This is a genomic window from Algoriphagus oliviformis (genome assembly GCF_017254915.1).
GTDB lineage: Bacteria > Bacteroidota > Bacteroidia > Cytophagales > Cyclobacteriaceae > Algoriphagus > Algoriphagus oliviformis.
The window spans coordinates 489,912-510,662 of the sequence record NZ_JAFKCT010000003.1; the positions used below are offsets into that span (position 1 = coordinate 489,912).

The following is a 20,751-nucleotide window of genomic DNA, read 5'->3' on the forward strand; positions in this document are numbered from 1 at the left end:
GGCATCCGAATCGGAACGGACTCGAATCTCAATTTTCAAATCTCAAACGGAAGGCCGTGCAAATGAGCTCAAGAGCGCGTAAATCGTATTTCGTACATCGTACTTAGGCAAGCGCGTGATCCAAATCCTCCAGCAGATCGTCCGTATGCTCCAGGCCCACGGAGACGCGGAGGAGGTTTTGGGGAGTTTTGGTATCGGGGCCTTCCACGGCGGCGCGGCGCTCGATCAGGCTCTCGACTCCACCCAGGCTGGTTGCGTTGGCGAAAAGCCGGAGTTTGGACACAACTGCCTCGGCTTCGGAAGCTCCGCCTTTGACCGTGAAGGAAAGCATGCCCCCGAAGCCACTCATCTGTCCAGCGGCGATCTCATGGCCGGGATGGTGTTTGAGACCGGGGTAAAAGACTTTCTCGACCTTTGGATGCTGCCCCAGGAAATCCGCCAAAATCATCGCATGCTGTGCGTGACCCCGCATGCGATAGGCCAGCGTGCGGATGCTTCTGACCAAGTAGTAGCAATCCGTCGGTGAGGGCACCGCTCCGCCTATGTGCTGCACAGCTCGGATTTTGTCCCAAAAGGCATTTTTCTCCCGAGTCACCAAAGCCCCTCCCAGGATATCCGAATGTCCGCCAAAATATTTGGTGCTGCTGTGCATGACGATATCGGAGCCGAGGTCGATGGGATTCTGAAAAACAGGGGTCGCAAAGGTATTGTCACAAGCCAACAAGGCTCCTTGGGCTTTAGCCAAATCGGAGATGGCACGGATATCGGAGATTTTCAGGAGGGGATTGGAGGGCGTCTCGACCCAAAAGAGTCGCGTATTCGGCCGAACCGCCCTTTTCACCGCCTCCAGATCCGCCATATCCACGAAGCTCACCTCGTGAATCCCCGCAAAGAGCACCTTCATCGACTGGGCCAGCCCATGGTACATGTCGTCGGGAGCGATGATGTGTGAGCCTGGTTCCAAAGCCTGGAACATCGCCGTTCCGGCCGCATTGCCGGATGAAAAAGCCGCGGCATCGGCACCTTTCTCCATCGCTGCCAAAAGATCCTCCAGCGCCGCCCGGTTGGGATTGTTGGCGCGGGTGTAGATCATCGGCCCGCTGCCATGCTCGAAATTGGTGCTGAGCGTGATCGGCTGGACGATGGGACGGTTGGAATCGGTCTGCTGTATGCCTCTGTGAATGGTCAGGGTCTCAAATTTCATAGTCGGTGAGTTTTCTTTTCATGACTATCCGCAATCTTGCCAGTAAGCAAATTCGTTTCTTCAATCTGGCCTGTCTGCTCAGGCAGGTCGGAAGACCGATGACCGATGCTTCGGTATACGCTACTTCCGTAGCTCCAGTGCTCAGCACAGGCGACCGAAGTAGGGCAAAGCCCCAATTTTAGCGTTCTTTCGGATTGTCTCAGTTACCTACTGGCATAAAAGCGGATAACCATATTTGCTTTTAAATTAGGAAAGTTGGTCGGCACTTAGCCCGTGTTTTCTAAAAAAACCTTAAAGTCCTCCGCCTGTTCCAACCTTTCGGGACTTTTCAGCCTCTTTTATTCAGAAGACGGATCAATGGAAAAGCAACAGATAGACTATAGCCTGATCGAGCTGGTGATCGCCCAAGACAGAAAGGCGCAGTTTCAGCTCTTCGAGATGACCAAGCGCATGGTCTATTCCCTGGCTTTCCGGATTCTCAACGACGAGGACACGGCGCACGACGTGCTCCAAGACACCTACGTGAAGGTTTTCCAGGAAATCAGAAATCTCAAACATCCCGAGGCGCTGATCTCCTGGATGAAGACCATCGCTGCGCGAAAAGCGGTGGAGAGAGCCAAGCGACAGTTTGAGTTTGAAGAGCTGAGCGCAGTGGACGAGCGGGTCGAAGACCATTTTGAGGCTTGGTTTGACGCGGAGCTGTTGGACCAGGCAATCCGCAGCCTGCCGCCGAGCTCGCGGACGGTGTTCATGCTGGTGGCGGTGGAGGGCTACCCCCACCAGGAGGCCGCGCGAATGCTCGGCATCAGCGAAAACACCTCCAAGTCCCAGCTGAACTACGCCAGGAAACTGCTGAAAACACGAATCAAAACCCTGCTGCAAGCATGAAAAAGCTACCAGAACACTCGCCCAAAGAAGGCACCTGGGAGAACATCCTCCGGCAGGGCGACTTTGACCTGCAGTGCCGAAGCCTGCTGGGCAATCTGCCTGACTATGCTCCCAGAGCGGATGCTTGGGCTGAACTCGAAAAAAAACTCTCTAAACGGGAAAAGCCGGTTTTCTTCGTCTATTGGAAAACGGCCGCCGCAATATCTTTGGTTTTGGCGGCAATGGCTTGGCTTCTCTTGGACTCCCAAAAGATGCCCAAAAGCCAAAGCACAGGGCCTGTCCTGAGCCACGGCGCTCCCGAGCAACTATCTGTGCCTGCCGAAAAGCCCTTGGAAAGAGCCGAGCCTATAGAGTCTTCGTCCACTCCTGCCCTACTTTCAGCCGAGGCGGAGATTCCCAAAGTAAATCCACGCCCGGCCGATCAAGCGGAGGAGAAAACAGATCCGCGACCGGAGCATACTCCAGTCGAACTACCCGAGCGGGATCTCCCAAGCCCGAGCCTTGCGATGGCGGAACCAACAATCGAATCCTTACCCTTGGAGACTCGGGATACCCGCCATGAGGTGAGGATCTCCTGGGGCATGCAGCCTGAGAAGCCCAAACCCCGGGCGACTTTTGGGATCGGCAGACCGGAAACAACCCAAGAAACGCAGGTCTCCAGGCTAGACAAGCCTCCGGGAACGATCCGGATCAAATTCAAGAACTAACTCCCTTTCACACATAAATCCCTGAATGATGAAAAGAATCCTACTTCTTATTGGCATCGCCATGTCCTTTGCGCAAGGTGTGCTGGCCCAGGAGGCCATCAACAAGCTCTCTGAAAAAAGCGAGCGCTACCTCGACGAAAACTACCCGGTGACGGATACGCTGGTCTTCAGCTTCCCCAACGAAGGGAAACTGGCCCTGTATTTCAACCACAAGTACTACGACACCGACTCGATTACGGCGGTGTTTCAGCCACTTTTGGAGAAAGCGACCCGATTCCCGGAGTTTCAGACGCTCGCCTATCGCCTCGACGAAAACTTCCCCGCAACCCAACTAGACCAAGTCAAGTTTGAAATAGAAAAGAAATACGTGCCCCATCTGGAAATGCTGGGACTGACCTTTCCGGTCGGGCTGGACTTCACCGGAGGCAACTTCACGCCCGTGGTCGGGTTTCGTGCGATGGTGCATGTACGGAACAAGGCCTTTGGCGCCTCGATCACCAACACGATCCATTTTCCCACACCGGTGGAAAACAAGCTGCAGGTCAACAGCAACTGGTTTGTCAATGCGGAATTTTCCTGGGAGCTCCGCAACATCGACTCCTCCAAGCGTAATACCATCGGGGTGGGCTACCTCCTCAACGACAGCAGCCCCGTCCTTTTCCCCGGCCACACGATCCAGGCCTACTACAACCGGAAGATCAGCGACAACATTTCCCTCCAAGTCGGCGTCATCGGCACCGACAACCTCAAGACCTTCTATCCCACGGTCGGGATTCGATTTTGGTAAACAAAAACGCCAGCGAAAAGCTGGCGTTTTTGTTTAGAGGCCAAGACGATGATGTCTTGATTCTAGCGTCTAAAATCTAGCGTCTCTTACCTTATCCGATCCACCGAGCGGACGAGCGCTTCGTCTTTTCGGATAAAGCGGTTGGCGACCATATTGCAGACCATCGCCACAAGAATCGCCCAAAACCCAATTTTATACGTTCCGGAGACTTCTATCCCCAGCTCGGAGTTGAGCCCGTTGGTCGTCAAAAAGGTCGTAGCCACCAAGCCTACCATCAGGAGGCTGTTGACCATGTTGAGCATCATCTGGCGGCCACGGTCTTTGTACTGAAAAATGGAAATCAGCGCCAACAGCCCAGCAAAGGCCGCCAGCGCAGCGAGGTACCACTTGGAGGTAGCGCTGATCACCTCTCCGTCTGCGTCGAGGTTTTCCAGCACAAAAGCATTGAGCTGCCACACCTGTCCTTCGACGGCCTGCTCCCAGAGTCCGGTACCGATGGTGACACCCATACACACCACCACGAGAAACAAAAAGACGGTTTGAATTCGCTGAATCATTGGTTCTGTTTTTTTTGTGCAAAGAAAAGCCCAAATCCAGTCAATACCAAGCATCACATCCTCCAAGGGGAATTGGTCGGGAATTGTATCTTTGCAGCCGTATGGATGAGACCAAGAGGTATTTTCTGGAATTGAGCTACAAAGGGACCGACTTTCACGGTTGGCAAACGCAGGAAAACGTGATGACGGTGCAGGAATGCCTGGAAAACGCCCTGTCCACCTATCTCCGAAAACCGACTCCGATATTGGGGAGCGGGCGCACAGACAAGGGCGTACACGCCAACATGCAGGTGTGCCACTTTGACCACACCGGCCCCGAGCTCGGGGGAAATTTTCTGAAGGGTCTCAACGCCATCCTTCCCAAGGACATCGCCATCCATTCCATCCGCAGGGTCAAAGAAGATGCCCACGCGCGCTTCGACGCGGTGCGCCGCTCGTATGTGTACCGCATCATTTTCCGCAAAAACCCGTTTCTAGATCAGTTGGCCTGGCATTGTTTTTACGATCCCGATGTGGAAAAGATGAACCTGGCCGCCGAGGCCCTGCTCCGGCACGAGGACTTTGAGAGCTTCAGCAAGGTACACACCGACGTCACGCACTTCCGCTGCGACATTATGTCCGCGCGATGGGAACAAAAAGACGGAGAATTGCTATTTCATATAACCGCAAACCGTTTTTTGCGTGGGATGGTACGGACCATCGTGGGGACCTTGATCGAAGTGGGGAGGGGCTTTCGCCAGCCCGAGGAGATGGACGAGATCATCCTGTCGCGCAAACGTGCCAACGCCGGAAAAGCCGCCCCTGCCAAAGGCCTTTTCCTCAACAAAATCGAATATCGAAAAGAAATATACCTAGACTAACCCGCCTTGAGCTTAGAAAAAGAAAAAGAATCGTCTGGCGAAATCGTCGACATGAAGGTGCTGCGGCAGCTTTACTCCTTTGTGAAGCCTTACCAAAAGCAGTTTTACTTTCTGGTATTTCTCACAGTCGCGCTGGCGGTGTTGGCCCCCACCCGGCCCTATTTCATCCAAATCGCCATCGACGACTACGTGGCACAGGGCGACACGCCCGGACTCATCCGCATCATCTATATTCTGATCGGGCTGATGGTTCTCCAGGCCATCGTGCAGTGGGCCCACACCTATTATTCGGGCTGGATCGGACAGGTGATCATCAAGGACATCCGCATCCGACTGTATCGCCACCTGCTGAAGCTGCGGCTGAAGTTTTTTGACAATACGCCCATAGGCAGGCTGGTCACCCGAAACGTCTCCGACATCGAGACCCTGGCCGACGTGTTCAGCGAGGGCCTGGCCGCCATCATTGGTGACCTCCTCCAGATCATCACCATCCTAGGCGTGATGTTTTACATAGACTGGAAGCTGACGCTGGTCAGCTTGAGCACGCTGCCGCTGCTGATCATCTCCACGTATGTATTCAAGGAAAAGATCAAGGTCACCTTCAACGACGTGCGAAATGCGGTCTCCAACCTGAACTCTTTCCTACAGGAACACATCACCGGGATGAACATCGTGCAGATCTTCAACCGGGAGAAAAGGGAGTACGAAAAATTCAAGGAAATCAACCGCGAGCACCGCTCGGCCCACATCCGCTCGGTGTTGTATTACTCTATCTATTTTCCCGTGGCGGAGATTATCCAGGCCATCGGTATTGGCCTGGTGGTGTGGTATGGCGCTGTGGGGGTCTTGGGAATGGACCTACAGATCGGGGTGCTGATCTCCTTCATCATGTACCTGCAGTTGTTTTTCCGGCCGATCCGGATGATCGCCGACCGTTTCAACACCCTGCAAATGGGCGTGGTGAGCTCCTCCAGGATCTTCAAGCTGCTGGCCAGCACCGAACACATCGCCAACGAAGGCGGCTACAAGCCGGAAAAAATCAAAGGAAACCTCAAGCTGGAAAACGTCTGGTTTGCCTATGTCAATGAAGACCACGTACTGAAAAACATCAGCTTTGAAGTACAGGCTGGACAGACAGTCGCCTTGGTGGGGGCTACCGGCGCGGGAAAGTCCTCAATCATCAACCTGATTTCCAGGTTTTACGAAATCAACCAAGGGCAGATCCTGATCGACGGCACGGACATCAGGGAATATGAACTGGGCACTCTGCGCAAGCACATCGGGGTGGTCCTCCAGGATGTTTTTCTCTTTTCCAACAGCATCTACCACAATATCACGCTGGGAAATCCGTCCATATCCAAGGAGCAGGTGCTGGAGGCGGCCGAAAACGTCGGCGCCCGAAAGTTCATCGAGCGACTGCCAGGCGGCCTGGACTACAACGTGATGGAGCGGGGCGCGACCCTCTCAGTAGGCCAGCGACAGCTGATCTCCTTCGTAAGGGCGATGGTGTACAATCCCGAAATCCTGATTCTGGATGAAGCCACTTCATCAGTGGACTCAGAAACAGAGGAACTGATCCAGGAGTCCATAGACAAAATGATGAAGGGCCGTACCTCCATCGTGATCGCCCACCGACTCTCCACCATCCAAAAAGCGGACAAGATCATCGTCCTCCACAAAGGGGAAATCGTGGAAACAGGAACGCACGACTCCCTCCTCGAGCTGGGCGGATACTACACCCAGCTCCATCAAATGCAACTCAAAACGATGGCCATTTAGCCATTTCGACTATGTATCACACAACTACAACACCCTTGAAATACCGCGTACTACTGTTGTTTACCCTTTTGCCTTTCTTCAGCTTTGCCCAAGAGCGAGGCGTCGGCATACGTCTGGGCGAACCCCTTTCCCTGACCTACAAAGACTTTTTCGAGGACTACCTTTCCTACGAAATCATGCTCGGAGCCGCCGGTGTCAACGGTTCGGACTACTATCGCAAGGACTTCGAAAACAACCCTCCCTCCTCCAACGCCTTCTACCAAAGCCATGCGGCAAACAAGGGGGTATCCATCAATTTCAGGGTCGCCCTGCATGAGGACATCACCGATGTGTTTGACATCACCCAGGGTTATCTCTTGGCCTATGGCGGCGCAGGCATACAGATCCGCACCACCAACGTCGATTACAGCTATTTCCAAAACGCCACCAGTTCGGCGACCCAGCCCCTGATGCGCGAGGAGCGAACCAATTTTGACTTTGGACCGGAGGCCTTTGCTGGAGCAGAGTACTACTTCGACGAGACCCCGATCAGTGTTTTTGCGGAGGTAGGCCTGTTTTTGGAACTGATCGATCGCATCAACGTGAAGGGACAAGGCGGGATAGGAGTTCGCTACCTTTTCTGACAAGCCATGAAAAAACTCGGAATCGGGCTGCTGGTCCTTCTCGCGCTGGCCGCGCTTGCGTATGGTGTATTCATCCAGCTGGGCGGTAGCAATCCCATCGAGCTAAAACTGGTCTCCGCCACTCCTCCTTCCCTTGCGGGGAAGACCTACCGCGGCACACCGCAGGACAAGGCATTGGGAGACACCTTCCGCTCCATCGAAACCCTGCAGTCCCTCCATCCCGGAAAAAAAATCCATACCATCTACCTAGTGGAACCGGCCGGCAAGCTGGACACGATGGAAGTCTTCGTCGGGCTTGACCTGCCTTTTGCACCGGTGGAGCTGGAGCCCAAGACTTTTGCGGAAGCGCGCTACGTCCTCGCCACGATCAAGGGCAGTCGCTGGGTGATGCCCGGCCCGGACACGGTGAAGGAGGAAATAGAGGCCTTTGCCGAGGAAAACCAGCTGAAGTTGAGCGGCATTTTCATAGACAGGATAGTCAGCGATACGGAGGTCCAGGTCATCGCTCCGGTGAAATAAGAAAAGTTTTGGCGCTTTCACCAACCTTGGCATGATCCCTGCCGTGAAAATGGAAACGCTAACTTTAACTATATGAATAAAATACTATCGATTTTTGTGCTGATCGGCTTGGTGGCCTTTCAAGCTTGCGAGGGCCCAGAGGGTCCCATGGGGCCTCAGGGTGAACAAGGACTACAGGGTGTACCCGGCACCCCAGGAGTAAACATCGTCGGTACTACCTATGAAGCGACAGTCGACTTTACAGCAGATGGTGGCTGGGGAGTTGTTTTAGCTTTCCCCGAGGAACTGGTGGAAAGTGACGTGATATTGACCTATATACTCTGGGATGTGGACGATGAACGACCAATCTGGAGGGCAGTTCCCCAAACGATCTTTTTCCCTGAGGGGCCCCTGGTCTACAATTTTGACTTCACCCAGGTGGACATCCGCCTTTTTCTTGAAGGCCCTTTAAACAAAGCAACCTTAGACGACGTCTGGACTAAGGAGCAGATCTTCCGCATCGTCGTAGTTCCTTCCGATTTCCCTGATGCAAGAATCGATTTCACCGACTATGAGGCAGTAACCAAAATGCTGGGCATCAAAGATTCCGACTTTCAAAAACTTGAAGTAAAAAAATAATAACAAACCACAACACCATCAGCAAAGCCCGGAAATCCGGGCTTTGCTTTTTTATTTTTTCGGCGATTCTGCCAAAAATAATTTGGCGCTTATCTTTGCGGCATGCAACTCAAAAATGATCTGCTGCTGCGGGCAGCCCGAGGCGAAAAGACTGAAAGAACGCCGGTCTGGCTCATGAGACAGGCGGGAAGGATTCTTCCCGAATACCGTGCGGTGCGCGAGTCCGTGAGCGGATTCATCGAGCTGGCCCAGACGCCTGAGCTGGCCGCCGAGGTGACGATACAGCCGGTGGACCTTTTGGGTGTGGATGCCGCCATCATTTTTTCGGACATTCTCGTGATCCCGGAGGCCATGGGCTTGCCCTATGAGATGGTGGAAAAGCGGGGACCTTGGTTTCCCGAAACAGTCCGCAGCGAAGCAGACCTGAAAAAACTGCGCGTGGCAGAAGGCGACAATGACCTCAAATACGTCATCGACGCCATCCAGATCACCAAAAAAGCATTGAACGGGCGGGTTCCGCTGATCGGATTTGCCGGTGCGCCTTGGACCATCTTCGCCTACATGGTCGAAGGCAGCGGCAGCAAGACCTTCTCCAAATCCCGGGAAAAGCTCTATCGCGACCCGGTATTTTCCCACAAGCTGCTCCAGCTCATCACCGACTCCACGATCAACTACCTCCAGGCGCAAATCCGTGCCGGAGCCAACCTGATCCAGATTTTCGACAGCTGGGCGGGAATCCTGGGGCCCAAGCAATACGAGGAGTTTTCCCTCCGCTACATCACCCAAATCTGCGACGCGATCACGGAAGTCCCTGTGACGGTTTTTGCCAAAGGCGCTTTTTTCGCGAGAGAGGAAATGGGCAAACTCAACTGTGAGACCATAGGCCTGGATTGGAACATGGGCATCGCGGAGTCCAGCAGATTGATCGGAGCGGACAAGACGTTCCAGGGAAACCTCGATCCGGCGGCACTCTACGGCAATCCAGATCAGGTGCGGGCGGCCACGATTGAGATGATGGAGCAATTTCGCGGCATCCGACACATCGCCAATCTCGGACACGGAGTCTATCCAGACATCGATCCGGAGATGGTCAAGGTCTTCATCGAGACGGTAAAGGAATTCAAGTAAATCCGATCAAAGCGGTTGAATCAGGTCGCCGACTTTGATTTTCCCCGATTGAAGCGCGACGACATTCTGCCCGAAATAGACTTTTCCGTTTAATGTACGGTAGGAGGAAAGAGTCCTGAGGGGCTCTTTTCCTTTTTCACCCGTTGCCTGATCCACGGTCGTCATCACGCAGCGCGCGCAGGGCTTGACGATCTGGAATTCCAAGTCCCCGATTTTGATTTTGCGCAGCGAATCCTCCGAAAAAGCTGGCCCGCCTGAAAAGACGATATTGGGACGAAAGCGGTCCATGGGCACGGGCGCAGCAAGTCGGGAGTTCAAATCGTCGAGTGAAGCCTGGCCGATGATCAGATAGGGCATGCCATCGGCAAAGCTGACCGACTCAGCGTTTACCGCGTACTTGGGATCGACCTTGCGCTGGGTGGTCTCGGGCATCGTGACCAGCCGAACCGAAAAGCCCAGAAAGTCAGAAAACCAGCCATCGAAACGCGGATCTACCGCTTTCGCAGGCATCTCATCATCCCAGACGGTGACCGACAAAGCTTCTCCAGTTTCCGCTCCAAAAGGGATTTCAATCCCTTCCCCATTCCTCTGATTGGTGACGAGCATGGCATTTTCCCCCAGAGCCACTTTCAGCAAAGCCAAGTCAGGATGATTTCGCTGTGTAATAAAAATGCCCGCCTCATCCACCAGCATCCAGCGACGGTCGTGCTGGAAGCCTTTTTCTTCCACAATTGCTTCATTGAGACGAATGCCCCCGAGGGACTTGATGGGATAGATAAAAATATCCTTAACGGTCAGCGTATGTTCCATTTCCTAAAAATAGGAGAAAGCCGGTTCCCCATCACACCAAAAACAAAAACCTCCCCACTCCCGTCGACTTCAGCAGTGCCCAAAGGGATGGAATGAGCTCAAAATGCTGGGTAGCCTGAATCATCGTCATGCCCAGCAGAACGACAAAAAACCATTTGGCGCGGTCACGGTTTCGAGTGGAGGAAAAAAGTCCCATTGCCCTTTAGATGCGGGTGACCCAAAAAGGGTTGCACGGACTTCCGCTTTTTCAACAAAATCTGCCAAAATCGGCAGGCTGGATTGGCCCGCTCGTGACATTTCGATTTTTTCCGCTTCAAATCCATGGCAGTTTTTCTGACAACTTGGCACCAAAACATTCGATTTGCCTGATGGCACAGCGCTTGAAGAATGGGGAGTGTATCATTAAACGCAACTATCTAAATCTATATAATCATGGGAAAAATCATAGGCATTGACTTGGGTACCACCAACTCCTGCGTAGCCGTAATGGAAGGTAACGAACCTGTAGTCATCCAAAACAGCGAGGGAAGGAGAACCACGCCATCTATCGTGGCTTTTCTGGACAACGGTAACGGCGAGCGCAAGGTAGGCGACCCGGCTAAGCGCCAGGCCATCACCAACCCAGCCAACACCATTTCCTCTGTAAAAAGATTCATGGGAAAGAAATTTTCCGAGGTATCTGAAGAGAAAAAACACGCTTCCTACAAGGTGGAGCAAGGCTCAAACGACACCGTAGCCATCAAAATCGGCGACAGATCGTACACTCCGCAGGAGCTTTCGGCTATGATCCTTCAGAAAATGAAGAGCACTGCCGAGGACTTCCTGGGACAGACTGTCACCGAAGCGGTCATCACCGTGCCTGCCTACTTCAACGACGCCGAGCGCCAGGCTACCAAAGAAGCCGGACAGATCGCAGGCCTCGAAGTGAAGCGTATCATCAACGAGCCTACCGCAGCAGCACTTGCCTACGGTATGGACAAGAAAAACCAGGACATGAAGATCGCGGTGTATGACCTTGGTGGTGGTACATTCGATATCTCTATCCTCGAATTGGGCGATGGCGTATTCGAAGTAAAATCCACCAACGGTGACGTACACTTGGGAGGTGACGACTTTGACCAAGTCATCATCGACTGGCTCGCAGCCGAGTTCCAAGCCGAAGAGCAGATCGACCTGAGAAAAGACCCAATGGCGCTTCAGCGCTTGAAGGAAGCCGCTGAGAAGGCGAAAATCGAGCTTTCCAGCTCGGCTTCTACCGAGATCAACCTGCCTTATATCACTGCTACCCAGTCTGGACCAAAGCACTTGGTCAGAAGCCTGAGCAGAGCGAAGTTTGAGCAGCTGTCCGAGACTTTGGTGAGAAGATCCATGGATCCTTGTATCAAGGCCTTGAAGGACGCAGGCATGTCTGCTTCTGATATCGACGAGGTGATCTTGGTGGGTGGTTCTACCCGAATCCCTAAAATCCAGGAGGAAGTAGAGAAGTTCTTCGGCAAGAAGCCTTCCAAGGGTGTAAACCCTGACGAGGTAGTAGCCATCGGTGCTGCCATCCAAGGCGGTGTATTGACCGGTGAGGTGAAAGATGTCCTTCTCTTGGACGTGACTCCGCTTTCCCTCGGCATCGAGACCATGGGCGGTGTCTTCACCAAGCTGATCGAGTCCAACACCACGATCCCTACCAAGAAATCCGAGGTATTCTCCACCGCTGCCGACAACCAGCCGGCTGTAGATATCCACGTACTGCAGGGAGAGCGACCAATGGCCAAGGACAACCGATCCATCGGACGCTTCCAGCTAACTGACATTCCGCCAGCTCAGAGAGGTGTTCCACAGATCGAGGTGACCTTTGACATCGATGCCAACGGTATCCTCAACGTGTCTGCCAAAGACAAAGGAACTGGCAAAGAGCAGAAGATCAAGATCGAAGCTTCTTCCGGACTTTCTCAGGACGACATCGCAAGAATGAAGAGCGAAGCCGAGGCCAATGCTGCTTCCGACAAAGCCGAGAAGGAAAAAATCGAGAAGCTCAACCAAGCCGACAGCCTGATCTTCCAGACTGAAAAGCAGCTGAAGGAATACGGCGACAAGCTTTCTGACGGAAACAAAGCCAACATCAGTGCGGCCCTGGAAACTCTCAAGTCAGCCCACGGCTCCCAAAACATCGAAGGAATCGATGCGGCAATGGCCGAGCTGAACAAGGCTTGGGAAGCTTCCTCTCAGGAAATGTACAACGCCACCCAAGGAGCAGGCGCGCAGCCAGGCCCTGAGGCTGGCGAAAGCTCCACCAGCGGAGACGGCGTTTCCGACGTGGATTACGAAGAAGTAAGCGAGGACAAGAAATAATCCTCCGTAAATACCGGAGAGGCGCCGGCAGCAAAGCCAGCGCTTCTCCCTTTGCAGAGCCAAGAATCAAGATTTCAGAATCAAGACTCTTGGCTCTTTTTGCTTGATACTACTATTGACTGACGACATGCAACTCACCGCAGAAAACAAACTGAAAAAGCTTATACTCGTGGGCGACCGCGTACTGATCCGCCTGAAAAAGCCAAACGAGCGAACCGGATCTGGTCTCTACCTGCCTCCCGGCGTACAGGAAAAAGAGAAGGTGCAGCAAGGCTACATCATCAAGGCCGGCCCTGGCTACCCCATCCCCATGCCTACGGAGGACAGCGAGCCCTGGATGGACCAAGACGAAAAAGTGAAGTACGTACCCTTGCAGGCAAAAGAAGGGGATTTGGCGATCTTCCTGCTCTCCGGGGCACATGAAGTGCAGTACGAGGGCGAAAAGTACTATATCGTCTCCCAAAATGCCATCCTGATGCTGGAGCGCGAGACAGAGCTCTAAAAAGCAAAAACCCCGGATATCCGGGGTTTTTGTTTGGCGTTTATCAATGGATCCAGCCTTTCTTGGGCCTCATCGATTTGGGCTGTTGGAAGACCGCCTTGGAATCAACGGTGGTTTTCCTGTCCCAAGGATTTCTGTTTTTGGCCTCCAGCCCTTTAGGATTGTCGATCACGTCTCGAAAGCCCACTTTCAGCTTGGCGGAAGGCTTGCTCATCCATACTTCGGAATTTTTCGCAACGGGGCCTTGAAGGGTGACGGGATTTGACTCGTGGACCAAAGTGATCTTCGGGCCCTGGATTGTTCCCACGGGAGCGTTTTTAAATTTAGGACCGGTCAGAATCTCTTGTGAGAAGCCCATGGTCGAAATCACAAACGCAGAAATAAACAGGGTCAGTTTTTTCATATCTGTAGAGTTTGAGGTTCTGCAAAAATATACTTTAAGGGAACACCAAAGGTTACAGAAATCAGTTGATTTATATCAATTTCTGGAATTTTTTAAAACATTATTTCAAATAATAAAATTTTGTAGAATAAAACAGTATTAAATTTTAAACCTACATTTTCAAAAAATACACGATCCGACACAAAACCGGTTACAAAAACAATCGGACTCAGTCCGCAAAAAGGGTAAAAACAAAAAAACCGAGGTGAAATTCACCCCGGCTTTATTAACAATAGACCCTGTTTAAATTTTCAATCCTAGAAGGCAAATACCGCCGCAAAAAGGAACGACGCGAGGCTCTTGCTTCCATTGAGATCTTTGTTCACGAAAAACTCCTCCTTCATGCTGTCCACTCTCAGTTCCGGAATCAAGGTAAGGTTGCCCCCTACTTTGATGTTTCCAGAAAGCGTGGCTGCAAAGACCCCTCCGTCTCCGGTAGTCGGATCCAAGCCCACTACGCCTTCCAGGCCATTGTTGAACACACTGAAGTATTCACCACGAAGGCCAAGTGCAAATCGATCAGACGGGCTGGTCTGCAGGTAGCCCGCAAATCCATAGAATCCCGCACCGTCACCATCCAGATCCTGAATGTCCGAGCCAGTGAAGAACTCGCCGGAGCTGGTTGTATTGTAGGTGGTGTTCACACCCAGATAAAACTTGTCGGAAAGGTCAAAGCCAGTGGTCAAATCAACCTGGAAGGTTTTGCCCATGGAGCTTTGATCCGGGATCAGCGTGCCGTCATCACTCAGTTTACCGTCCTGATCGCCATACACAAAGTTCAGGTAGGTACTTCCCGCATCGGTAGAGTAGCCCAGCTGCGCACCCAAGGTATAGGTTCCGTTCATGTTGAATTCAGTCATGTCGGTAGGGTTCATCACCGCAGCCAGCAAGGACCACTTGTCGGACAGCTGGAAGTTTGCCTTCAGGCCGGTATGTGAAAAGGGCCCGTAGGAAAACATGTAGGAAGTCGAATAGTTGAAGTTGGCTGTCGGCGAGATCACCTCATAGCCAAGGAAGGTGTTGAAGTTACCCATAGTCAGGGTGACTTTGTCGGACACGTTCCAGTAGACATAGAGCTGGTTTACGATCTGGGAGCTACCGGCCATACCGCCTGCATAGAGCGGAGAGCCAAATACCGCATCTTCACCACGAGGACCGAAGACGAGATCCGCTACCGCACCGACTTTCTTGCCTTGATAGGTAGCGATGATATTGGCCATGCCTAGTGAGAATCCGGGCAGGTTGCCAAAGGAGCTCGCAGGAGCCTGGAAGTTCTCGCCCTTGTTTGGCGCGTTGAAGTTGGTTCTGAAATAAGCGTCAACAGATCCGGAAAGCGTCAGGGAGCCAGCTTCCTCTTCTGCAGTCTCTTCTTGGGCAAAGGCAACCTGATAGGTGGAAAGAGCCACGCAAAGTATGAGTAGTAGTAATTTTTTCATTTTAATTTTGAGTCTTGGTTAATGAATAGAGTTGATCAAGCCCGCACCGGCAGAAAGAGAGTCGCGTTTTTTTCCTCCGGGCGGGATTTTTTTTTATTGTAAGGTCTAGTTTGTTATTCGTCGTACACAATGGTGTATCCGCGGATTCCGTGTTCGTGTGAATCCAGCCCGTTTCGCTCGTGCTCTTCAGACACCCTGATTCCCATGGTGTTTTTCAGCACGAAGAAGATGATGAAGGCCGCAGCAAAGGCAGTGGCGCCACAGATGGCCACGCCGATCAATTGGGTGAAGAAGGAATGGTCAGGATTGGTCGAAAAAATACCGACGGCCAAGGTACCCCAAACCCCACAGGTCAGGTGGACAGAAACCGCACCGACGACGTCGTCAAGCTTGGCACGATCCAACAATACCGCAGAGATCACTACCAGGATGCCACCGACAAAGCCCACCAGCACCGCTGGTCCCGGGTTGATGACGTCCGCACCGGCGGTGATCGAGACTAGGCCAGCCAGCACGCCGTTGAGCACCATACCCAAATCAAGCCGCTTGAAAGCGAAGTAAGCTGCCAAAAACCCTCCCAATCCTCCGGCGCAAGCCGCCAGACAGGTAGCCACCAGCACGAAGGACACCAAGCCTGGATCTGCGGAAAGCACTGAGCCCCCGTTGAATCCAAACCAGCCCAGCCATAACAAAAACACGCCTATCACGGCCAAAGGCACGCTGGATCCGGGTTTTTCTACGGTTTTGCCGTTTACGTATTTACCGATTCGAGGACCGACCAGAATCACGCCGGCCAAAGCACCCCATCCACCGACGGAGTGAACCAGCGTACTTCCCGCAAAATCATAGAATCCCATGTCATCCAGGGCCCCTCCGCCCCACTTCCAGCTTCCGATGATGGGATAAACCAGGCCGACATAAAACAAGGTGAACACCAGGTAGGCGCCCAACTTCACGCGCTCGGCAATGGCTCCAGAAACGATCGTGGCAGCCGTCGCGGCAAACATCGCCTGGAAAAGAAAATCAGTCCAATAGGTATAGCCACCGTCAGCATAGCCAGCGGTGATGTCGGCAGTCTCCGGCGCAAACCAGAAAAGGCTCCAACCGGATGCATCGAAGGCAAACCATCCCGGCACTTCAAATCCGGGATACATCAAATAGAACCCCACCACCGCATAGGATAGAATCCCGATGATCGGAGTGATGGTGTTTTTGAAAAGAATATTTACAGTGTTTTTGGCTTGGCCAAATCCCGCTTCTACCCCGGCAAACCCAAGGTGCATGATAAACACCAAGGCGGTAGAAAGCATCATCCATACATTGTTTGTCGTGAGGAGGTTCTGGGTGAGTTCCGCCGACAGATCGATCGCGGCCGCATCTTGGGCCAACAGGGGTGCGAAATAATCCATTAGGTATAGGTTAAATTTTGAACGTTTTTCAGAATTTAAAATAGGTTTGAGAGCAATTGCTTCCTCCGAATGTAATTATAAAAAAAGTATAAAAACAAACTGGTTTTTCAATTTTTATCAATTTTTCAAAGATATCAGACCTATTTCAAAACCATTTTTTGCGATTTTTTCAATTTTTGATCAATATCTGATGATTTTTAAAACCACCTAAAACCTGAAATAATATTTGGTAGATATTCAGGAAATTCTTTGGAAACGATTACGGAAGGCACCACACAAGCAAAAACAACCAAATACCGAGGATGTACAGAATTTAATTTCAAAAAATACCCATTCATGGAATTATCGATCATTTCTGATTTTTTGCAAAAAATATAATTTTTGAGAAAGCAGTCGATTTTTTTACCTCTCATTCAAAAAATGAACAACTTTTTGCCCAACAAACAGAAAAACTCAAGCTATCGAACAAAAAAAGCCCGGTTTTACCCGGGCTCACATATAATTTCAAACCACACGCCTTAAGACCTCATCATTGCAAATTCTTTCGCGAAATACGAGAGGATGATCTTGGCTCCTGAGCGCTTGATGGAAAGCAATATTTCCAGCATCGCGCGCTCCGCGTCCAACCAGCCGTTGGCGGCGGCGGCCTTCACCATGCTGTATTCGCCTGAGACGTTGTATGCTGCGATCGGCAATGGCGAATTGTCGCTCAGCAGCTTGATAATATCCAAATAGCTCAAGGCAGGCTTCACCATCAGGAAATCCGCCCCTTCCTCCGTATCCAGATCGGCCTCGATCAGGGCTTCCTGGGAGTTGGCCGGATTCATTTGGTAGGCCTTTTTGTCACCAAACTTCGGCGCGGAGTCCAGCGCGTCGCGGAATGGCCCATAGAATGCACTCGCATACTTGGCCGTGTAGGACATGATCGAGGTATCGGTAAAACCGTTTTCGTCCAGCAAAGCCCGAATATACCCCACGCGCCCATCCATCATATCAGACGGCCCGAGTATATCCACGCCGGCATCCGCCTGCGCCAGCGACATCCTGCCAAGAATATCGAGCGTGTCGTCATTGAGGATCTTCCCATCCTTCACCAGACCGTCATGCCCATCACTGCTGTACGGGTCCATGGCCACGTCGGACATGAGACAGACCTCCGGAAACTGCTTCTTGATTTCCCTGAGGGCCTTCAAGTAAAAAGTCTCCGGATTCCAGCTTTCGGAGGCAGTGGAGTCTTTTAGCGACTCGGGATAGGCGGGAAACACATCGAAAGCCGTAATCCCCAGCTTCATGCACTCCTCGATCTCCTTCAACATCAGATCTTGGGAAAACCGGAAAATGCCGGGCATGGAATTGACTTCCACCTTCTTATTTGCTCCGTCGATGAGGAAAAGCGGGAATATGAGGTCTTTCACCGATACCGAATTCTCCTCGACGAGGTTTCTTACCGCCTCGGACTTGCGGTTTCTACGGGGTCTTCTTAGCATGTTCTACTGGGGTTAAAAGCTGCCGCAAAGTTAAGCATCCGGCCAGTTTTCGCTTGCGGCAAAGAGAAAAAGCCAAAAACAAGAGCCTAAAGCGCCGATCAGACGAGCTGGCTTCCGGCAAGCAGCGCGCTGACTTTGGCCGCGCTCAGGTCGAGATAGTTCTCTATATAAAAGTCACACACCGGCAGTTCCTCCCGGGAATGGGAAGACAACACGCCGACGACCTTCATCCCGGCATTTTTCGCCGCGGAAACTCCCGAAAAAGAATCCTCAAACACCAAACACTGGTGCGGCTCAAGGGAAATGTTCTTTGCCGACTTCAGGTACACCTCGGGATCAGGCTTGTGCTTGCCCACGTGCTCGCTCGCTAGGGCGGACTCGAGGTGCGGAAAGAGATCCAGCTTCCCAGCGATCAGCTCGAGATTGGCAAAAGGCGCCGAAGTAGCCACGGCCGTCTTGAACCCGGCCTTTCTCAAATCATGGAAAAAAGGCAAAAAACCGGCAATCGGATTGACCTGCTCCGCATAGATCTCGCGGAAAAGGCTTTCTTTTTCATCCTCCAAGTCGAGAAGCTCCTGCCCCTCGATCTTTCTGCCCAGAAAGTGGCTAAGGATGTAGCCGTTGTTTTTCCCATACATATGCGCGGCAAAATCCTCCTCCGTCGGAGCGAGGTTCCGCTTTTTGAAAAAAACCTGAAAGGCCTGGGAATGGAAAGGATTGGTGTGGCAGATGACGCCATCCATATCGAATATGACTGCTTGTGGCATGATGGATTGGTAATTGAAAAGACTATACTATAGGACGTAACCCCTTGGCTTCGCCAAAAGTGCGATGTTAGGTCACTTTTTAAACTCCGTCACCACTTCCTCTATGATATCGCAGCACTCTGCCAGCTGCGCGGCGGTCATGACGAGCGGCGGAGCAAAGCGGATGATGTTGCCATGGGTCGGCTTTGCCAGCAGGCCTTTCTCAGCCAGCTTCAGGCAAATGCCCCAAGCGGTGGAGCTATCCGGACTGTCATTGATCACGATGGCATTGAGAAGGCCTTTGCCGCGCACCAGCGTGAGAAGCTCGGACTTGTCGACAAGACGCTGCATCCTTTCCCGAAAGATTTGGCCGAGCCGCTCGGCGTTCTCCGCCAGCCCCTCTTCCCGCACCACCTCCAGCGCAGCCATCGCCACTTTCGTCCCTAGCGGATTACCGCCGTAGGTCGAGCCATGTTGACCGGGCTTGATCACGTCCATCACCGCGTCATCCGCCAGCACGGCCGACACGGGATAAAAGCCTCCTGAAATAGCTTTTCCCAAAATCAGCATATCCGGCCGTACATTTTCATGGTCGACTGCCAGCATTTTGCCTGTGCGTGCGATGCCCGTCTGGATCTCATCGGCGATGAAAAGCACGTTTTTGCCCGCGCAGGCGGCCTTCGCCTTGCTCAGATAGCCTTCATCCGGCACGAAGACCCCGGCCTCGCCCTGGATCGGCTCCACGAGAAAGGCCACCACATCCTCGTCCTCCAGCGCACGATTCAGCGCATCGACATCATTATAAGGTATCCTCACGAAACCCGCCGTGTACGGGCCGAAGTTCTTGCGGGCATTTTTGTCGTTGGAAAAGGAGATGATCGTCGTGGTCCGGCCGTGGAAATTACCCTCGGCGACGATGATCTTGGCGGCGTTTTCATCCACCCCCTTACGCTCATAGCCCCACTTTCGGGCAATCTTGATCGCGGTCTCCACCCCTTCTGCCCCTGTATTCATCGGAAGTACCTTATCGTAGCCGAAATAGTCGGCGAGGTATTTTTCAAACTGCCCCAGCACATCATTGTGAAAAGCGCGGGAGGTCAAGGTGAGAATGCCCGCCTGCTCGATGAGCGCGTCTTTGATCTTGGGATGGCAGTGGCCTTGGTTGACGGCGGAGTAGGCCGATAAAAAATCGTAGTACCGCTTCCCTTCCACATCCCAGAGAAAAACGCCCTCTCCCCGGGCAAGTACCACCGGCAAAGGATGGTAATTGTGCGCTCCGTACTTCTCTTCCAGTGCTATCGCTTGGCTTGCGGAAGTGATCATTTCCATGTTTTGCTTAGTTTTGTAGGGTAATTAGAATCGACGAAAGCCAAATATAAGAATTGCCCATGGCCCAAGCCACCCAAGCGGGGAAGAAGCCGCTGCCCGCGCTGACCGAGGAAGACTATTATCTCAACGAGCAGGGACTGATGGTTTTCACCGAAAAATACCACCTGAAGCGGGGCTATTGCTGCAAAAGCGGCTGCCGCCACTGTCCCTATCCAAAAGACTGAGCAAAAGGGGAATATTTTTAAAACGCTTTGTTGTTAATTCCCAAAAAGTTCCGATATTTGCAGACTCATTACAGAAACGCATTCATTTTACGATACGAAATCATGGCAAAAGTTTGTGACATAACCGGAAAAAGACCTCGAGTAGGTAACAACGTGTCCCATGCAAACAACAAAACCAAGCGTAGATTCTACCCAAACCTTCATAAGAAGAGCTTCTACGTACCTGAGGAAGACGCATGGATCACTTTGAAAGTGTGCTCTAAGGCATTGAAAACTATCAACAAAAACGGGATCACCGCGGTTTTGAAAAAAGCGCAGGACTCCGGAATGATTGTCATCAAGTAATCAAAGTC

General features: G+C 52.3%; 23 protein-coding genes. 13 read left to right on the top strand and 10 right to left on the bottom strand.

Annotated features, from left to right (window positions below):
* Positions 1-103: 103 nt before the first annotated feature.
* Complete coding sequence (locus J0A68_RS10425) at positions 104-1,204, bottom strand: trans-sulfuration enzyme family protein (RefSeq protein WP_206578148.1); 1,101 nt, start codon at positions 1,202-1,204, stop codon at positions 104-106.
* A 357-nt stretch (positions 1,205-1,561) separates the two neighbouring features.
* Between J0A68_RS10425 and J0A68_RS10430 the strand changes: the two genes are divergently transcribed.
* From J0A68_RS10430 to J0A68_RS10440, 3 genes are read left to right on the top strand one after another with little or no spacing between them, the layout of a single operon-like run.
* Complete coding sequence (locus tag J0A68_RS10430) at positions 1,562-2,092, top strand: RNA polymerase sigma factor (protein WP_206578149.1); 531 nt, start codon at positions 1,562-1,564, stop codon at positions 2,090-2,092.
* Positions 2,089-2,799, top strand: a complete 711-nt coding sequence (locus J0A68_RS10435) for a hypothetical protein (RefSeq protein WP_206578150.1) — start codon at positions 2,089-2,091, stop codon at positions 2,797-2,799. The genes J0A68_RS10430 and J0A68_RS10435 overlap by 4 nt, the downstream gene beginning before the upstream one ends.
* 28 nt (positions 2,800-2,827) lie before the next feature.
* A complete protein-coding gene (locus J0A68_RS10440) occupies positions 2,828-3,586 on the top strand; it encodes a hypothetical protein (RefSeq protein ID WP_206578151.1) in 759 nt (252 codons plus the stop codon).
* A gap of 86 nt (positions 3,587-3,672) precedes the next feature.
* Here the strand turns inward: J0A68_RS10440 and J0A68_RS10445 are convergent, their stop codons facing one another.
* Complete coding sequence (locus J0A68_RS10445) at positions 3,673-4,143, bottom strand: DUF4293 domain-containing protein (protein ID WP_206578152.1); 471 nt, start codon at positions 4,141-4,143, stop codon at positions 3,673-3,675.
* 101 nt (positions 4,144-4,244) lie between these two features.
* Between J0A68_RS10445 and truA the strand changes: the two genes are divergently transcribed.
* The 6 genes from truA (at position 4,245) to hemE (ending at position 9,670) form a co-directional block, all read left to right on the top strand.
* Positions 4,245-5,003 carry a tRNA pseudouridine(38-40) synthase TruA gene (truA, locus tag J0A68_RS10450; protein ID WP_206578153.1) on the top strand — a complete coding sequence of 253 codons (759 nt, stop codon included), beginning with the start codon at positions 4,245-4,247 and terminating at the stop codon, positions 5,001-5,003.
* Between the two features lie 6 nt (positions 5,004-5,009).
* The gene (locus J0A68_RS10455; RefSeq protein ID WP_206578154.1) at positions 5,010-6,782 is read left to right on the top strand and encodes an ABC transporter ATP-binding protein; all 1,773 of its coding nucleotides are present in this window, start codon (positions 5,010-5,012) and stop codon (positions 6,780-6,782) included.
* Between the two features lie 35 nt (positions 6,783-6,817).
* Complete coding sequence (locus J0A68_RS10460) at positions 6,818-7,405, top strand: hypothetical protein (RefSeq protein ID WP_206578155.1); 588 nt, start codon at positions 6,818-6,820, stop codon at positions 7,403-7,405.
* Positions 7,406-7,411: 6 nt separating this feature from the next.
* Entirely contained in the window at positions 7,412-7,924 is a 513-nt protein-coding gene (locus tag J0A68_RS10465) for a GyrI-like domain-containing protein (RefSeq protein WP_206578156.1), read from the top strand.
* A gap of 72 nt (positions 7,925-7,996) precedes the next feature.
* Positions 7,997-8,542, top strand: coding sequence for a collagen-like triple helix repeat-containing protein (locus J0A68_RS10470; RefSeq protein WP_206578157.1), 546 nt, complete (start codon positions 7,997-7,999; stop codon positions 8,540-8,542).
* Between the two features lie 102 nt (positions 8,543-8,644).
* The gene (hemE, locus tag J0A68_RS10475; protein ID WP_206578158.1) at positions 8,645-9,670 is read left to right on the top strand and encodes a uroporphyrinogen decarboxylase; all 1,026 of its coding nucleotides are present in this window, start codon (positions 8,645-8,647) and stop codon (positions 9,668-9,670) included.
* Between the two features lie 6 nt (positions 9,671-9,676).
* On the opposite strand, the gene J0A68_RS10480 is transcribed toward hemE, so the two are convergent.
* Together J0A68_RS10480 and J0A68_RS10485 are read right to left on the bottom strand one after the other, a co-directional pair.
* The gene (locus tag J0A68_RS10480) at positions 9,677-10,480 is read right to left on the bottom strand and encodes an MOSC domain-containing protein (RefSeq protein WP_236021453.1); all 804 of its coding nucleotides are present in this window, start codon (positions 10,478-10,480) and stop codon (positions 9,677-9,679) included.
* A 31-nt stretch (positions 10,481-10,511) separates the two neighbouring features.
* Positions 10,512-10,676, bottom strand: a complete 165-nt coding sequence (locus tag J0A68_RS10485) for a hypothetical protein (RefSeq protein WP_206578159.1) — start codon at positions 10,674-10,676, stop codon at positions 10,512-10,514.
* Between the two features lie 236 nt (positions 10,677-10,912).
* Here J0A68_RS10485 and dnaK point away from each other — a divergent pair, with 236 nt between their 5' ends.
* Entirely contained in the window at positions 10,913-12,823 is a 1,911-nt protein-coding gene (gene dnaK / locus J0A68_RS10490; protein WP_206578160.1) for a molecular chaperone DnaK, read from the top strand.
* Between the two features lie 127 nt (positions 12,824-12,950).
* Positions 12,951-13,325 (top strand): co-chaperone GroES, encoded by a 375-nt coding sequence (locus tag J0A68_RS10495; protein WP_206578161.1) that lies wholly within the window; start codon positions 12,951-12,953, stop codon positions 13,323-13,325.
* A 43-nt stretch (positions 13,326-13,368) separates the two neighbouring features.
* Here J0A68_RS10495 and J0A68_RS10500 read toward each other — a convergent pair whose 3' ends face one another.
* The 6 genes from J0A68_RS10500 to rocD all read right to left on the bottom strand — a co-directional run bounded on the left by J0A68_RS10500 (position 13,369) and on the right by rocD (position 20,174).
* Complete coding sequence (locus J0A68_RS10500) at positions 13,369-13,728, bottom strand: hypothetical protein (protein WP_206578162.1); 360 nt, start codon at positions 13,726-13,728, stop codon at positions 13,369-13,371.
* A gap of 296 nt (positions 13,729-14,024) precedes the next feature.
* Positions 14,025-15,203: a porin gene (locus J0A68_RS10505; protein ID WP_206578163.1), complete on the bottom strand. Its 1,179-nt coding sequence runs from the start codon at positions 15,201-15,203 to the stop codon at positions 14,025-14,027.
* Positions 15,204-15,316: 113 nt separating this feature from the next.
* Positions 15,317-16,612, bottom strand: a complete 1,296-nt coding sequence (locus tag J0A68_RS10510) for an ammonium transporter (RefSeq protein ID WP_206578164.1) — start codon at positions 16,610-16,612, stop codon at positions 15,317-15,319.
* A gap of 518 nt (positions 16,613-17,130) precedes the next feature.
* Positions 17,131-18,099 (bottom strand): porphobilinogen synthase, encoded by a 969-nt coding sequence (gene hemB / locus J0A68_RS10515; RefSeq protein WP_206578165.1) that lies wholly within the window; start codon positions 18,097-18,099, stop codon positions 17,131-17,133.
* A gap of 98 nt (positions 18,100-18,197) precedes the next feature.
* Positions 18,198-18,866 (bottom strand): HAD family hydrolase, encoded by a 669-nt coding sequence (locus J0A68_RS10520; RefSeq protein WP_206578166.1) that lies wholly within the window; start codon positions 18,864-18,866, stop codon positions 18,198-18,200.
* A 72-nt stretch (positions 18,867-18,938) separates the two neighbouring features.
* Positions 18,939-20,174, bottom strand: a complete 1,236-nt coding sequence (gene rocD, locus J0A68_RS10525; RefSeq protein ID WP_206578167.1) for an ornithine--oxo-acid transaminase — start codon at positions 20,172-20,174, stop codon at positions 18,939-18,941.
* Between the two features lie 59 nt (positions 20,175-20,233).
* On the opposite strand from rocD, the gene J0A68_RS10530 reads away from it, so the two are divergent.
* Entirely contained in the window at positions 20,234-20,398 is a 165-nt protein-coding gene (locus J0A68_RS10530) for a C1orf53 family protein (RefSeq protein ID WP_206578168.1), read from the top strand.
* A gap of 102 nt (positions 20,399-20,500) precedes the next feature.
* A complete protein-coding gene (gene rpmB / locus J0A68_RS10535) occupies positions 20,501-20,743 on the top strand; it encodes a 50S ribosomal protein L28 (RefSeq protein ID WP_077350628.1) in 243 nt (80 codons plus the stop codon).
* Positions 20,744-20,751 lie beyond the last annotated feature (8 nt).

Excerpts from the sequence above, each read along its gene's own strand:
- J0A68_RS10510 (WP_206578164.1), bottom strand. The coding sequence starts at position 16,612 with ATGGATTATTTCGCACCCCTGTTGGCCCAAGATGCGGCCGCGATCGAT.
- hemE (WP_206578158.1), top strand. The coding sequence starts at position 8,645 with ATGCAACTCAAAAATGATCTGCTGCTGCGGGCAGCCCGAGGCGAAAAG.
- J0A68_RS10435 (WP_206578150.1), top strand. The coding sequence starts at position 2,089 with ATGAAAAAGCTACCAGAACACTCGCCCAAAGAAGGCACCTGGGAGAAC.
- hemB (WP_206578165.1), bottom strand. The coding sequence starts at position 18,099 with ATGCTAAGAAGACCCCGTAGAAACCGCAAGTCCGAGGCGGTAAGAAAC.
- J0A68_RS10465 (WP_206578156.1), top strand. The coding sequence starts at position 7,412 with ATGAAAAAACTCGGAATCGGGCTGCTGGTCCTTCTCGCGCTGGCCGCG.
- J0A68_RS10500 (WP_206578162.1), bottom strand. The coding sequence starts at position 13,728 with ATGAAAAAACTGACCCTGTTTATTTCTGCGTTTGTGATTTCGACCATG.
- rocD (WP_206578167.1), bottom strand. The coding sequence starts at position 20,174 with ATGGAAATGATCACTTCCGCAAGCCAAGCGATAGCACTGGAAGAGAAG.
- J0A68_RS10430 (WP_206578149.1), top strand. The coding sequence starts at position 1,562 with ATGGAAAAGCAACAGATAGACTATAGCCTGATCGAGCTGGTGATCGCC.
- J0A68_RS10505 (WP_206578163.1), bottom strand. The coding sequence starts at position 15,203 with ATGAAAAAATTACTACTACTCATACTTTGCGTGGCTCTTTCCACCTAT.
- J0A68_RS10520 (WP_206578166.1), bottom strand. The coding sequence starts at position 18,866 with ATGCCACAAGCAGTCATATTCGATATGGATGGCGTCATCTGCCACACC.
- truA (WP_206578153.1), top strand. The coding sequence starts at position 4,245 with ATGGATGAGACCAAGAGGTATTTTCTGGAATTGAGCTACAAAGGGACC.
- J0A68_RS10480 (WP_236021453.1), bottom strand. The coding sequence starts at position 10,480 with ATGGAACATACGCTGACCGTTAAGGATATTTTTATCTATCCCATCAAG.
- J0A68_RS10470 (WP_206578157.1), top strand. The coding sequence starts at position 7,997 with ATGAATAAAATACTATCGATTTTTGTGCTGATCGGCTTGGTGGCCTTT.
- J0A68_RS10530 (WP_206578168.1), top strand. The coding sequence starts at position 20,234 with ATGGCCCAAGCCACCCAAGCGGGGAAGAAGCCGCTGCCCGCGCTGACC.
- dnaK (WP_206578160.1), top strand. The coding sequence starts at position 10,913 with ATGGGAAAAATCATAGGCATTGACTTGGGTACCACCAACTCCTGCGTA.
- rpmB (WP_077350628.1), top strand. The coding sequence starts at position 20,501 with ATGGCAAAAGTTTGTGACATAACCGGAAAAAGACCTCGAGTAGGTAAC.
- J0A68_RS10425 (WP_206578148.1), bottom strand. The coding sequence starts at position 1,204 with ATGAAATTTGAGACCCTGACCATTCACAGAGGCATACAGCAGACCGAT.
- J0A68_RS10495 (WP_206578161.1), top strand. The coding sequence starts at position 12,951 with ATGCAACTCACCGCAGAAAACAAACTGAAAAAGCTTATACTCGTGGGC.
- J0A68_RS10485 (WP_206578159.1), bottom strand. The coding sequence starts at position 10,676 with ATGGGACTTTTTTCCTCCACTCGAAACCGTGACCGCGCCAAATGGTTT.
- J0A68_RS10440 (WP_206578151.1), top strand. The coding sequence starts at position 2,828 with ATGAAAAGAATCCTACTTCTTATTGGCATCGCCATGTCCTTTGCGCAA.
- J0A68_RS10445 (WP_206578152.1), bottom strand. The coding sequence starts at position 4,143 with ATGATTCAGCGAATTCAAACCGTCTTTTTGTTTCTCGTGGTGGTGTGT.